Genomic DNA, 14295 nt, shown 5'->3' with positions numbered 1-14295 from the left:
TATTGAAATATGGTAAGGTCAAAAATCCTAATGATTTTCCTACATTTCAAATTAATCAAAATAATAATACAATAATATTAAATAAAAACTCTACTTTTAAGTGTTCTTAACAAGGGGAAGATTACAAAAGGTAACAAAATTCCAGAAATTAAATGTTTTGAGAAGCAAGAAAACTGGGGAGGAATGTGGAACTACACTTGGCGTACAGGAGTAGGTAAATACGGAGAGCCATTGCATGGCAGTATGTATAAATATTTATGGTCGAATGGACCAAAAGAATGCTTAGAATTTGCAGATTATACATTTTCTGAACACTTTGGTCAAACAATATCTTCTTATCCACCTAGAGAAGTATTATTCGATTATATAGAAGGGAGAATTAAACAAAGTAATGCGCGAAAGTACATTCAGTTTAATACCGTTGCAAGGTGGGTAGATTATGTAGAGGATAAAAAACAGTTTCGCGTTGTTTTTGATGATTTAAAGAAAAATGAAACTTTCGAAGAATATTTCGATTATTTAATTGTCGGAACTGGACATTTTTCTACACCAAATATGCCTTATTTTAAAGGTATCGAGAATTATACAGGAAATGTAATGCATGCGCATGATTTTCGCGGAGCTGATCCATTTAGAGGCAAAGAAATTTTATTGATTGGTAGTAGTTATTCGGCAGAAGATATTGCGGTACAATGCTATAAACACGGAACTAAATCGGTCATAATTTCTTATCGTACAAACCCGATTGATTGTAAATGGCCCGAAGGGATAAAAGAATTGCCTTTAGTGACACATTTTGAAGATAAGAAAGCATTTTTCAAAGACGGAACATCAAAAGAGTTTGATGCAGTAATTATGTGTACAGGTTATCAACACAAATTTCCGTTTTTACCAGATAATTTCCGTTTAAAAACAAAAAACTGTTTGTATCCAGAAGGAATGTATAAAGGTGTAATATCAGATGTTAATGCTCAATTGTTATTTTTGGGAATGCAGGATCAATATTACACATTTAATATGTTTGATGCGCAAGCATGGTTTGCACGTGATTATATTTTAGGACGAATTAATTTACCTTCAAAAGAAGAAATTCAAAAAGATATTCAGAAATGGGTTGATTATGAAAAACAATCGATTTCTGCTGATGATCATGTTGATTTTCAAACTGATTATTTGAAGGATTTAATTCATTTAACTGATTATCCTATGTTCGATTTGGATAAAGTTGCTAATATGTTCAAATCTTGGTTAAAAGATAAAGAAGAAAATATTTTAACTTATCGAGATAAAACCTATACCTCAGTTATGGACGAAACGAAAGCAGAAAAACATCACACACCTTGGATGAAAGAGTTGGATGATAGTTTAGAACGCTATTTGGATGAAGATCCAATTGATGAAAAGCAATTAGAAAAAACAAATTATTATTAATATTAACAAAAAGACTAACAATTGTGTTGGTCTTTTTTTATTTTCGATTGTATATTTAAACATCGTTAAAAAAGAAAAGTGTTTATTTTTGACAGAGCACAACACAATATGATTTAATACAATAGAAATGGAGATTCAATATTTTTTCGAATTATTTGGTACACTTTTTTTTGGAATTTCGGGCGCTTTAGCAGCAGATGAAAAATCTGGTAACGATTGGTTTGGTGTAACTTTTATTGCTTTCATAACTTCGATTGGAGGTGGTACAATTCGTGATATTTTACTTTCCGTTGAAATTATGTGGATAAAGGACGTGAATCTTATTTATGCGGTAGGGATTGGTGTTATTTTAGCCGCAATTTTCTATAGGCCTCTGTTGAAACTTCGTAAAACATTTATGCTTTTTGATACGTTAGGAATTGCTTTGTTTACGATTGTTGGTTTAGAAAAAGCTCTAAATCTTGGAATTCATCCTGTAATTGCACCTGTAATGGGAATGTTTACGGCGGTTTTTGGATCCATTATTCGCGATATGATGTTGAACGAAGTTCCTATTATTTTCAAGAAAGAAATTTATGCGTTTGCATGTCTTTGTGGTGCAGTTATTTATATGATTTTATGGAAATTGGGACTTGATCGTAACATCAATTTCTTTATTTCGGGGGCTGTAATTGTCGCAATTCGTTTGACTGCAATTAAGTATAACTTATCATTACCGAAATTCAAAAGCCATTAATTTATAGATTCGTATCTTAGCGAACTAATTTTTTATAGATGGAAATTCAATACATTTTTGAATTATTTGGGACGGTTGTGTTTGCTATTTCTGGTGCTTTAGCTGGAGATGAAAGACAAAAACATGATTGGTTCGGAATTGCTTGTTTTGCTTTTATAACGGCTGTTGGTGGTGGAACTTTACGCGATCTATTTCTTAACAGTTATCCGTTAGTTTGGATAAATGATATGAATGTCATTTACGCAGTTTTTGCTGGAATTTTGTTGGCAGGATTATTTTTTAAATATTTTTCACGATTAAGAATAACATTAATGCTTTTCGATACATTGGGAATTGCTTTATTTACAATTGTAGGTTTGGAAAAAGCGCATTCTTTGGGCGCAAATGATTTTATTTCTGTGATGATGGGAATGATGACCGCTGTAATGGGAGGAATGTTAAGAGATGTTTTGATGAATAGAACGCCTACAGTTTTTGTGAAAGAAATTTATGCAATGGCATGTGTCGCAGGAGGTGTAATGTATTTAATTTTTGAAAGTTTTGGATTAGATCGTAATATCAATTTTATTGTTTCGGGAGCTATTATTGCCGCAATTCGTATTGTTACTGTAAAATATAATTTGTCGTTACCTAAATTTTATTAATCATGCAAAAAACACCATTTAATCAAGAAAATTGGACAGGAAGAATTGATTCTGAAGATGGAGAATTAGGTTTAAGAATTCATCAAGTAATTTCTGATTATGATAAATTTGAATCATCATCTGTTCAACCAAAAGTACTGTTAGGATTTTGTTCGGAAGAAGGTGTTAAACGGAATAAGGGTAGAATTGGTGCGAAAGATTCACCAGATTTGATTCGAAAAAGTTTGGCGAATTTACCTTTACATTTTTCCGAAACTGATTTTATTTTTGATGCTGGAAATATTCATTGTGATGATAATAATTTAGAATCTGCACGTGAAGAACAAATCAATCAAGTGGATAAAATTATCCAACAAAATCATTTTCCGATTGTAATTGGTGGTGGACACGAAACAGCTTTGGGTGATTTTTTGGCTTTAGCAAAATCATACAAAAATATTGGAATTATCAATCTTGATGCGCATTTTGATTTGAGAACGCCAAATCCGCAATCAACTTCTGGAACGCCTTTTTACGAAATGGCAAAGTATTGCGAAGAAAATGAAATGAAGTTCAATTATATTCCAATCGGTATTCAAGAATTAGGAAATACGAAAGCATTATTTCAACGTGCTGAAAATATAGGAGTTAATTTTATTTTGGCAGATGAAGTGCATTTCAATTTGAATAAAGTATTAGATGATTTGAAAACGATTGTTCAACAATTTGATGTGCTTTATGTTTCGTTGGATATGGATGTTTTTGATGCAGCTTATGCGCCAGGTGTAAGTGCAACGACAATTAATGGTTTGACACCTTTTCAGGTTAAATATATTTTGAAGGTTCTAATGAACTCAAACAAAGTGAAAATATTTGATTTAGTTGAATATAATTCGCTTTTTGATGTTGATAACTCGACAGCGAAACTCTCTGCTCAAATGATTTACGAAGTTTTAAGATATTAATTCTGAAATAATTTACAATATTTTGTAACCTTTTTCAGTTATCTGCGTATACATATATAGTGGTGTTGATAAAATGCCAAAAGAAATCGATAATAATCATTAATAATAGGAGGGTTTTAGTTAAATGAGACAGCTTAAAATTACAAAGCAGGTAACAAATCGTGAAACTGCGTCGTTGGATAAATACTTACAAGAGATTGGTAAAGTAGATTTGATTACAGCGGAGGAGGAAGTAGAGTTAGCACAACGTATCAAAGCAGGAGATCGTGTTGCCTTAGAAAAATTAACAAAAGCAAACTTACGTTTCGTGGTATCTGTTGCGAAACAATATCAAAATCAAGGTTTAAGTTTACCAGATTTAATTAATGAAGGAAACTTAGGTTTGATAAAAGCTGCACAACGTTTTGACGAAACGCGTGGTTTCAAATTTATCTCTTATGCGGTTTGGTGGATTCGTCAATCTATCTTACAAGCATTAGCAGAGCAATCTCGTATTGTACGTTTACCATTAAATAAAATTGGATCGATCAATAAAATTAATAAAGCCTATGCTTTATTAGAGCAAGAACATGAACGTGCTCCATCTGCAGAAGAAATTTCTGAAGTTTTGGATATGTCTGAAGGTGATGTAAAAGAGTCGATGAAAAACTCTGGTCGTCACGTCTCAATGGACGCACCATTAGTAGAAGGAGAAGATTCTAACTTATACGATGTATTAAACATTGGTGAATCTCCATCTCCAGACGTTCAATTGATGATTGAATCTTTACGTGTAGAGATTGAGCGTGCATTACAAACATTAACGCCTCGCGAAGCTGATTTAATTCGTTTATACTTCGGATTAAACGGTCAACATCCAATGACGTTAGAAGAAATTGGAGAAACGTTTGATTTAACAAGAGAACGTGTTCGTCAAATTAAAGAAAAAGCAATTCGTCGTTTAAAACATACTTCAAGATCTAAGATTTTGAAAACGTATATTGGACGATAGAAACATAAGAAAGCAGCTAAATAAGCTGCTTTTTTTATAAATACTAAAACACTTTATGAGAAACTTTATTTTACTATTTACTCTTATACTTTTTTCAACTTATACTTTCGGTCAAAAGAAAGTTGATCAAAATTTAGTTGGATTTTGGTCTTCTTCAATTCCTAAAACAAAAGCTGATCCTATTGATGGAAAATGGTTAATCAACCGTAAAAATGATGGAACATTTATTTTATATTTTGAGTTGTTGAGTGGTCGAGATTCTATTTATGCAAAAGAAACAGGAACTTGGTGGACAGATAATAATCAGTATTTTGAGGAAGGAAATGAATTAAACTTCAATGATATTTATTTGTATAAAATCAATGAAAATAAAATTGAGTATAGATTAGAAAAAGGAAAATTACCAAGAGGTTTTAAAACGACTAAATATTCAGAAGAAAAAAGTAATAATTTGACAGATTATTATGAAGAAAAGTATTCTGTATATAAAGCTAAAACCATGAAAAAAATCTTTGATATGGAAAGCTCTGTAGATGGGTTTGCATATGATCAGACAGATGGTGAAGCAGACGAACGTTTTGTAGGTATTTGGATAGGTTCGGAAAAAGATAATCAAGTGAAAGGATTATCTAAAGAATGGGCAATGACAAGAAATGCAGACGGAACTTTTGTTTTGGATTTTAAAACTAAAATGAAAGGAAGAAAAACAGAAAATTCTATAGAAAAAGGAAAATGGTGGGTAAAAGATAATAAGTTTTACGAATACCACGAAGATTCTGAATCAACAGATGTTTATGAGTTTCAGATTTTAAATGAAAATCAGATAAAGTTTAAAGCATTTAATATGGCTTTTGAACAAGAAAATGAAACGTACGAATTTATTGATACAAGAAAAAAATAAATGAAAAACTCCAACTAAATTTAGTTGGAGTTTTTTGTTATAATAATTTTCCGCTTAGTAAAATTGCAGCAATTGTAAAATAAATAATCAATCCTGAAACATCAACCAAGGTTGCGACGAAAGGCGAGGATGCTGTTGCGGGATCAAATCCAATTTTTCTCAAAATAAATGGAACTAAAGATCCAGAAAGTGTTCCCCATAAAACAATGACGATTAAAGATAAAGCGACTGTTAAAGCTACATATAGCCAATATTCTCCATAACTATAAATTCCAGTTTTTTGCCAAATTAAGATTCTGATAAAACCAACAAATCCTAGAATTGCACCTAAGATTAATCCCGAAGCAAACTCTTTCTTCATTACATACCACCAATCTTTTAGTTTCAATTCACCCAAAGCCATTGCTCGGATAATTAGTGAAGCCGCTTGAGAACCAGAATTTCCACCACTCGAAATAATCAATGGAACAAATAAAGCCAACACAACCGCTTTTTCGATTTCTTGGTCATAATAACTCATAGCAGAAGCAGTAAACATTTCGCCAATAAATAAGATAACCAGCCAACCTGCGCGCTTTTTGATTAATTCCGCAATAGGTGTTTTAGTATACGAAACATCCAATTCTTCCATACCTCCAAATTTCTGAATATCTTCTGTATCACGCATTTTCATACGATCCAAGATATCGTCAAATGTTACAATTCCGACCAAAACATCATTTTCTGTCACAATTGGCATCGCAGAACGATCGTATTTATCAAAAACTTCTAACGCATCTTCTAAAGGAGTTGTCGTCTTGATTTAAACAAAATTATGATCGATTAAATCTTCTACTTTAGTATCTTCATCAGCCAAAAGAATTTCGCCAATTTTTAAATCATCAATCAATCTATTTTTTCCATCAACAATAAAAATATACGTTAATGTTTCGGCTTTTTTTCCATACTTTTTGATGTGAGCCAAAACTTGTTTTACTGTATAATGTTCTTTTACCTGAATATAATTTGGTGTCATTAAACGTGCAATCGAATCTTCTTTGTATCCAATCAAATTCAGTGCTGTAGCACGTTCTTCAGGATTTAAAAGATTAATGGAATGTTTGATTAATTGATCTGGGAAATTTTCAAATAGTTCTGTTCGGTCATCAGGATCAAGATTGTTCAAAACTTCAGCTAAATCTTCGTCCGTCAAACTTTTTACAATTTCGTACTGAATATCGGGTTCAAAATAGGAGAATACTTCAACTTTATCATCATTCAAAAGCGAGTAAAAAGCGATGTTTCTTTCTTTTACGTTCAGTGCAGTTAATTGTTCGGCAATATCTGCTGGATGTTGATTAAGCATATTATTTTCCATAAATTTGTTTTTTTATCCCGAGCTGCAAATTAAGTCTTTTTGAGATGAGAAGAAGTATAGATTGGCTACTTTTAAGCTAATTTTAATATAGAAATTATGATGAATAAAACAGATCAAAAACAAATTAAAGAATTTATAAAATCTATGGATGTAGATGAACGATTTGTTGGAATTTGGTCTGGAACCGATCATGGGAAATTTTTTAAAGGTGAAACAAATAGTTGGATGGTCAATAGAAAAGTTGACGGTACAATGACAGTTAACTTTAAGACCATTCACAGTGATGATTGCGTTACATTTTCTGAAGATGAAGGCGTTTGGTGTACTATTGGTGATGAATATTATGAGTTTAGAGATTCTGATGAAATGGCAGATATTTACACTTATATTTTTATGTCAAAAGATTCGATTCATTTTATTATCAACGAAGAATTGAAAGACGAAGAACCTTATAACTTTATTGATAATAGAGTTTTCTTGGATTAAAAATAATTTTACTGAATCATTTTTTCTGTTATATTCATATTGTATTAATTAACACTGAAAATGAAAAAACTATTATTTACTCTCTTATTATCAACTTCACTATTTGCTCAAGAAAAAGCAACAGATTTGATTTCAGCACATATTAATGTTTTGGGAGTTGGAGCAAATTATGAGAAAGCCATAACAGATAAAATTACAATTCTTGGTAATTTAAATTATTCTACAATTAATTTTACAGGTTCAGATGATGGTTTGGATATGGATTTCACAGTAAAGTTAGGATTAGAAGGTCGTTATTACTATAATTTTGATCGAAGAAGTTCAAAAGGAAAATCTACTTTAAATAATTCTGCAAATTTTATAGGATTGAAATTTGACTATTATACAGATTGGTTATCAACATACCAAGGGATGGGAAAAGATGATGATTTTGCAAAACTTGTGGTGAATTATGGAATTAAAAGAAATTTTGCTAAAAAATTTTTTTATGAATTCAATTTTGGAGCAGGAATTTTTATAGATACTTATTATCCTTTTAAATATTCTATTAATGGTTCTGATTGGATATATTCAGATAAAGAAACATACATCGACTTCTTACCTGAATTAGGTTTCAAATTTGGTTATAATTTCTAAAAAATATAAATCGTTGAGTTTTCAACGATTTTTTTATTTCATTACCTTTGCACCACAAAATACAAACAAACAACAAATAAGATTATGCCAATAGTAGCACCATCAATTTTAGCAGCCGATTTTGGGAATTTAGCAAAAGACATCGAAATGGTTAATAATTCTCAAGCCGAATGGTTTCATTTAGATGTAATGGACGGCGTTTTTGTTCCGAATATCTCTTACGGAATGCCAATTATTGAGAAAATAAATTCGTTAACAGACAAAGTTTTGGATGTACATTTAATGATTGTTGATCCAGATCGTTATATTTCAACTTTCAAACAAGTTGGCGCAGATATTTTAACGGTACATTACGAAGCGTGTACACATTTACATCGTACAATTCAGGCTATAAAAGCAGAAGGAATGAAAGCAGGAGTGGCGCTTAATCCGCATACACCAGTATCTGTTTTAGAAGATGTGATTAATGATTTAGATTTGGTGTTAATTATGAGTGTTAATCCAGGTTTTGGAGGTCAAAAATTCATTGAAAATACTTACAACAAAGTTTCTAAATTGAAAAAAATGATTACAGAAGCAAATGCAAATGTTATCATCGAAATTGATGGAGGAGTTGGAGTACAAAATGCATCAAAATTGGTAGAAGCTGGTGCAGATGCTTTAGTTGCTGGTTCGGCAGTTTTCAATGCTGAGAATCCAACGGAATATATTGCAGAATTACAAAAAGCTTAATAAAATAGTATTGAGATGTGAGAAATTAGAATTGAGAAGTTCATATTTTTTCCTTCAACTATTTAAAATAAATAATAAAAAACTGAATCAGAAATGATTCAGTTTTTTTGTTGATTCATCTTAAACTTGTTTTGGTATCTTATAAAGTTAATCAAATAATTCTCTCATTAAAATCTTAACTTTGTTGCATGAATTTCTCTAAAGACAACCCAAAAAAGATTTATACGATTGATGAAATCAAAGATAAAATGGCAAAATATTGTCTTTATCAAGATCGTTGTCATTGGGAAGTAGAGAAAAAACTTCGTGATTTTGATTTGATTCCGGAAGCGAAAGATGAGATTATTTTAAGCTAATTCATTACGGATTCCTGAATGAAGAACGATTTGTTCATAATTTTGTTCGAGGAAAAGTCAATCAAAAAATGTGGGGAAGAAATCGTCTTCGTCAAGAATTAAAAATGCGTCAAATTGACCAAAAATTAATCGAAAAAGCATTTAAAGAAGAAATTGATTTGGATAAATATTGGAATAATTTATTGTATTTAACGCAGAAAAAGTTCAATTTATTAGCTTCTGAGCGCGAATCTTTCAAGAAAATAAACAAAGTAAAAGCATATTTAGCGTACAAAGGCTACGAGTTTGATTTGATGAATGATGCTATAGAAACAGTGAAAACAAAAGAGTAATACAATTCATCCGTAAAATTCGACAATTCGGTTAATAATTTTTAAAATTAAAAAAGACTTCACTTAATTTTATTCCATAATAAATAAACACATTATGGAAAATTTAGTCAAAATCATTATTTACATTCACGCTTTTTTTGGAGGAATTGGTTTAGTTGCTGGTACAGCTGTTATGATTATAAAAAAAGGAAATTCGACACACAAAAAAGTGGGAAAAATATTTTCGATTGGTATGTTAGTCAGTTCTGTTCTTTCGTTAATTATTTGTGCTTTTCCAAATCACCACAATTCTTTTCTTTTAATGATTGGTATTTTCACGATTTATATGATTTTGATTGGAAATAGAATTCTAAATTATAAGCGTAAAAATTATTCTAATAATTTGGATAAAATCATTTCTGGAGCAATGTTTATCACATCTATTGTGATGATTGTTTTTGGATTACTTCCACTTTTCAAAAGCAATGCAATTGGATTATTGTATTTAATTTTTGGGTTTTTAGGAGGATTTATGTCTTATCGAGATTTTGTTTTTTACAAGAATACAGAGAATTATAAAAAATGGACAATGAATCATGTTGGAAAAATGGTTGGTGCTTATATCGCTTCAGTAACAGCGTTTTTGGTTGCAGGCGCTGGATTTGGAGATAATATTTATTTTTGGATTGTGCCTTCAATTATCGGAACGATTTATATTTTTTCTTGGTCAAAAAAACTAAATAAAAAAGTTGCAGTGAATTGATTATCTTTAATTAAAACACTTGTATGAAATATATTTATTCAGTTTTAATTCTTTTGTTTTTCTTTGGTTGTCAAACAAACAAGATTAATTCGATTCCAAAAGAAATCAAAAATAAAAATTTTTATCAAGCATTAGAACAAGCAACTATAATAGCTAAATCAAATCATCTGAATGTCGAAAATATAGGAATTATTTTTACAGAGGATAACTTGTACATTTATATTTCTGAAACAAAAGAAATTAATTTGAATAGTGATTACAAATATTTACAAACTAAAATAAATGGTATAATTTATAAATTAATAGTCAATCAAGATGATAAAATTGTTGAAGGATTTGTAGATATAAATAAAGCAATTAAAGTACCTTTTGAAGAAACTGATATTTTTGAAGATGAAATAAAAGGTTATAAAATTAGATTTCAAAGAGATTTAGAATCTAATCAATTTATTTTGCAAAGATTATCACATTATTACGAGTATGATAAAGATTTTATTTTAGAAGAAGATAAAAAATATTTTCCTATTCAATATGAGGAAATTCTAGAACCAGAACCATTTATTCATCCTAATGATGTAAAATAAAAAAACGAATTTCGAAACTCGAAATTCGTTCTTACTATTTCTAATATTTACCTAATTCGTTTTCAAATTCTTGCAGATAATTTGCCAAATGAAAACCATCTACAAAACCATGATTCGCCTCAATCGAAACAGGCATATACATTTTATCGTTTTGCGTATACGCTTTTCCAAAAATAATTCGCGGAATAGATTCTCCTGTTCCAAAGTTACTTGGTTGCACTAATCCCGTAAATCTCGACCATGGAAACGTAGAATGACGAACCAAGCCAATGGTAATTTCTTCATTTTTGATGTGCAAACCAACCGAATTTTCTACACTTTGTATTTGCTCTTGAAGTTGTGCGTTAAATGCATTAAAATCTTCGGTAAAATTCATCAACGCAAAACCAAAAGTTCCGTCTTTTCTACCAATTGTTGTTCCGCAATCTAAATGATCGTACACAAAAATTTCATCATCTTCGATGCGATATTTAAACTCATTAATCTTATTTTCTGCCAACATCGAGCAATGTAAATAGACTGCGAAAAAAGACAATTTATTTGCTTTGGCAAATTTGTACGCTTTAGAACATTCAACCTCCGCAACAACTCCGACATACGGATTATCCATTTTCGAGAACATATTAAAATGCTCTATACGATTCCAACCTTCAGGATTAAATTTCTGTTTCATTGATGCAAAGTTAAAAATAGGATTTACAATTACTTCAATCTTTTTTGTTGATATGCATCACCAATTACATTCAGAGTCACGCCTAGAATAATCATAAAAATTCCTAAAGCCAAACTCAACGAAAAATCTTCACCAAAGATCATAACACTTACAGCAACGGCAACCACAGGTTCTGATGCGCCAAGAATAGAAGTGGCTGTAGAACCAATGTTTTTAATTGCATAAATCAAAGCGATGCTCGAAACAACTGTCGTAACAAACGCAAATATAAAAAAGTTGAAGGTTAATTCTAATGATGGTAAAATGAAGGATTCTTTGTGAATAATCATTTTTGTTGCGTAATAAATCGTTGTAAATAGAAACGAATAAAAGCTTAATGTAAAGCCTTTTATATCTCGTACTTTCGATTTGTTGACTGTCACAATATATAATCCGTAACCCAAAGCACTGATAAAAACAATTCCTAATCCGATTGGATTTAGTTCAAATTTTCCTTCTTTGAAACTTAGTAAAATTACACCAGCCAGTACAAAAACAATGGCTACAATAGTTGAAATTGTAATTCTTTCTTTGAAGAAAACAGCCATAATGATGGCAACAATCAACGGATAAACGAATAATAATGTGGAGGCAATTCCAGGAGTTAAATAATCATAACCTATGAATAAGGCATCCGCTGAGATTCCGTACAATAATCCTAAAATGATTAAAAATGGAATCTGTTTCACATCTATTTTGAATGATTGTTTTTTGATGAATAAATATGTTCCGACAATCAATGCAGAAAAAAAGAATCGATAGAATAATGTGGTATCCATCGAAAAATTTGCTTGTTTTATAGGAAGGATAAATAATGGAATTAATCCATAAGATATGGACGATATTAGCCCATATGCGTAACCTTTGAATTTCATTTTTAATAGAAAAAACGAAGTTCTAATTTCGAACTTCGCATTTGATTAGTATTTATTAAAATTTATTTTCTCGTAAAATCTAAATCTTGGAAGTCGTAACTAAAATCTGTTAACGGAGAAATGGCCTTCATTTTGAAACCTGTCATTTTTCCATCTTTCATTTCTGCATAAACAAAAGCGTCTGCATGGAAATAACGATTGTACCATTTTACTGCAAAAGTATTGTCTTTGTAAAAAAGCATTTCACCAGTTAATTGAGGTGAACGTTTCGATTCGAAAATGATTTTTCCTTTCTTTTCATAAATTACAACATCACCAAACCAATTGTCCTTATACGTTCCGATTACACTTTTTGAATTAGATTTGATGGCTTTATTTTTTTGATTTGCTTCAACTGTTTTCCATACTTCATCGGTAATAACATCGGCTTCTTCCACATTTTTCTTCATCATATCATCATACGTTTTTACCCAATCTGTAGAAGGATTTTTTAAGTAAAAATCTTTGATTGTATTCGAAATTGCTCGGAAAGCTGCACCCGATTGTTGGTTAGTCAAAATCACAATTCCTAATTTTTCTTGAGGATAAAACATCGTTTGTGTTACAATTCCTTCCAATCCTCCAGTATGCGAAACTTCCAATTTTCCGTTCATATCCTGCAATTGCCATCCCAAACCATAGGCTTTGAATAATGAATTATAAGGTGGAGTAGTACGATTTGGTTGTAAAGTTTGTGGCGTAATCATTTCGTTCATTTGCTTTTCCGAAATAATTTGTTTTCCATTCACTTTTCCTTTATCTAAATTGAATTGCAACCATTTTGCAATATCATCTACATTCGAATAAATTCCTGCGGCAGCATCAAAAATGGTGTTCGTATAACGATCAATCACTTGTAATTTTCCGTCAATTGGAACGTGCGGATCAATTGCATTTTTCTTGTCTTTTAGCAAATGCCAATTCGCTGCAGTATTCGTCATTCCAATTGGTTCCAACAATCTTTTTGTTACAAAATCTGTCCAAGATTGCCCCGAAACTCTTTCAATCACAACTCCTGCAATAATGTATAATAAATTATCGTAATCATATTTTACACGGAAATCTGAAACTGGTTTTAAAAACTGAATATTAGAAATAATATCTTTTGGAGTGAAATTATGTCCATCAGGCCAAACCATCAAATCTCCAGCACCCAAACCTAATCCACTTCGATGCGTTAATAAATCATGAATTGTAAACTCTTTGGTTACATAATCGTTGTACATCTTGAATTCAGGAATGTGCGTAATCACTTTATCATCCCACTTTATTTTTCCTTCATCAACCAAAATCGCCAAAGCAGCTGCTGTAAAAGCTTTCGAGTTAGAAGCAATTCCAAAATTTGTATTCGACTGAACTTTTTCTCCCGTTTTAAGAGATTTTACGCCATAACCTTTCGAATGCACAATTGTCCCGTCTTTGATAACCGCAACAGACATTCCAGGAACATCAAATGCTTTCATTGCATTTTCTGTGACTTTATCAATAGCTTGATTCGAAATATTTTGTCCAAAAGCTGTAAAAGAAGCTAATGTAATCGTTGATAAAAGTGTAATCTTCCCCTTGTTAAGAACACTTAAAAGTAGAGTTTTTATTTAATATTATTGTATTATTATTTTGATTAATTTGAAATGTAGGAAAATCATTAGGATTTTTGACCTTACCATATATCAATAAAAAGTTTCTAGGAGAAAGATATTGCAAAGAACTGTGTGGTCTTTCATTGTTATACATCCACATCCAAATTTCTGTATAATTTTTCATTTCTTTGATATTTTCAAATAAATAAGCATTTAA

16 protein-coding genes and 2 pseudogenes are annotated in these 14295 nt (G+C 30.8%); 13 read left to right on the top strand and 5 right to left on the bottom strand.

The window, feature by feature from the left end; all coding sequences use genetic code 11:
* Positions 1–126: 126 nt before the first annotated feature.
* From G0Q09_RS15155 to G0Q09_RS13580, 6 genes and pseudogenes are all read left to right on the top strand, one after another.
* A pseudogene (locus G0Q09_RS15155) lies at positions 127–1431 on the top strand (trimethylamine monooxygenase); the annotation flags it as partial.
* A gap of 127 nt (positions 1432–1558) precedes the next feature.
* Complete coding sequence (locus G0Q09_RS13600) at positions 1559–2167, top strand: trimeric intracellular cation channel family protein (RefSeq protein ID WP_219035273.1); 609 nt, start codon at positions 1559–1561, stop codon at positions 2165–2167.
* A gap of 38 nt (positions 2168–2205) precedes the next feature.
* Positions 2206–2811 carry a trimeric intracellular cation channel family protein gene (locus G0Q09_RS13595; protein WP_125350023.1) on the top strand — a complete coding sequence of 202 codons (606 nt, stop codon included), beginning with the start codon at positions 2206–2208 and terminating at the stop codon, positions 2809–2811.
* A gap of 2 nt (positions 2812–2813) precedes the next feature.
* Entirely contained in the window at positions 2814–3755 is a 942-nt protein-coding gene (gene hutG / locus G0Q09_RS13590; protein ID WP_219035272.1) for a formimidoylglutamase, read from the top strand.
* 124 nt (positions 3756–3879) lie between these two features.
* Entirely contained in the window at positions 3880–4746 is an 867-nt protein-coding gene (locus tag G0Q09_RS13585; protein WP_019975176.1) for a sigma-70 family RNA polymerase sigma factor, read from the top strand.
* A gap of 55 nt (positions 4747–4801) precedes the next feature.
* The gene (locus tag G0Q09_RS13580) at positions 4802–5647 is read left to right on the top strand and encodes a lipocalin family protein (RefSeq protein WP_219035271.1); all 846 of its coding nucleotides are present in this window, start codon (positions 4802–4804) and stop codon (positions 5645–5647) included.
* 37 nt (positions 5648–5684) lie between these two features.
* On the opposite strand, the pseudogene mgtE reads toward G0Q09_RS13580, so the two are convergent.
* Positions 5685–7004, bottom strand: a pseudogene (gene mgtE / locus G0Q09_RS13575) (magnesium transporter).
* A gap of 96 nt (positions 7005–7100) precedes the next feature.
* Here mgtE and G0Q09_RS13570 point away from each other — a divergent pair.
* The 7 genes from G0Q09_RS13570 (at position 7101) to G0Q09_RS13545 (ending at position 10872) form a co-directional block, all read left to right on the top strand.
* Positions 7101–7490, top strand: coding sequence for a hypothetical protein (locus G0Q09_RS13570; RefSeq protein WP_219035270.1), 390 nt, complete (start codon positions 7101–7103; stop codon positions 7488–7490).
* A gap of 60 nt (positions 7491–7550) precedes the next feature.
* A complete protein-coding gene (locus G0Q09_RS13565) occupies positions 7551–8126 on the top strand; it encodes a DUF3575 domain-containing protein (protein WP_219035269.1) in 576 nt (191 codons plus the stop codon).
* An 84-nt stretch (positions 8127–8210) separates the two neighbouring features.
* Complete coding sequence (rpe, locus tag G0Q09_RS13560; RefSeq protein ID WP_125350028.1) at positions 8211–8858, top strand: ribulose-phosphate 3-epimerase; 648 nt, start codon at positions 8211–8213, stop codon at positions 8856–8858.
* A gap of 188 nt (positions 8859–9046) precedes the next feature.
* The gene (locus G0Q09_RS15050; RefSeq protein ID WP_257468267.1) at positions 9047–9214 is read left to right on the top strand and encodes a hypothetical protein; all 168 of its coding nucleotides are present in this window, start codon (positions 9047–9049) and stop codon (positions 9212–9214) included.
* 68 nt (positions 9215–9282) lie between these two features.
* Entirely contained in the window at positions 9283–9546 is a 264-nt protein-coding gene (locus tag G0Q09_RS15045; protein ID WP_371875742.1) for a regulatory protein RecX, read from the top strand.
* Positions 9547–9640: 94 nt separating this feature from the next.
* Positions 9641–10288, top strand: coding sequence for a DUF2306 domain-containing protein (locus G0Q09_RS13550; RefSeq protein ID WP_114997823.1), 648 nt, complete (start codon positions 9641–9643; stop codon positions 10286–10288).
* A gap of 23 nt (positions 10289–10311) precedes the next feature.
* Positions 10312–10872, top strand: a complete 561-nt coding sequence (locus tag G0Q09_RS13545) for a hypothetical protein (protein ID WP_219035268.1) — start codon at positions 10312–10314, stop codon at positions 10870–10872.
* A gap of 40 nt (positions 10873–10912) precedes the next feature.
* Here G0Q09_RS13545 and G0Q09_RS13540 read toward each other — a convergent pair whose 3' ends face one another.
* From G0Q09_RS13540 to G0Q09_RS13525, 4 genes are all read right to left on the bottom strand, one after another.
* A complete protein-coding gene (locus G0Q09_RS13540) occupies positions 10913–11545 on the bottom strand; it encodes a CatA-like O-acetyltransferase (RefSeq protein WP_219035267.1) in 633 nt (210 codons plus the stop codon).
* Positions 11546–11574: 29 nt separating this feature from the next.
* On the bottom strand, positions 11575–12459 hold the full coding sequence (locus G0Q09_RS13535; protein WP_219035266.1) for a DMT family transporter: 885 nt from the start codon (positions 12457–12459) through the stop codon (positions 11575–11577).
* 62 nt (positions 12460–12521) lie between these two features.
* Positions 12522–14000 (bottom strand): serine hydrolase, encoded by a 1479-nt coding sequence (locus tag G0Q09_RS15240; RefSeq protein ID WP_371875743.1) that lies wholly within the window; start codon positions 13998–14000, stop codon positions 12522–12524.
* Between the two features lie 64 nt (positions 14001–14064).
* Positions 14065–14295: integrase core domain-containing protein (locus G0Q09_RS13525; protein ID WP_219035265.1), on the bottom strand; the 231-nt coding region annotated here is incomplete at its 5' end.

It is taken from the genome of Empedobacter falsenii, assembly GCF_019308355.1.
GTDB lineage: Bacteria > Bacteroidota > Bacteroidia > Flavobacteriales > Weeksellaceae > Empedobacter > Empedobacter falsenii_B.
Note: the sequence above shows the minus strand (reverse complement) of the source record. Positions and strands in the feature narration are given on the sequence as shown.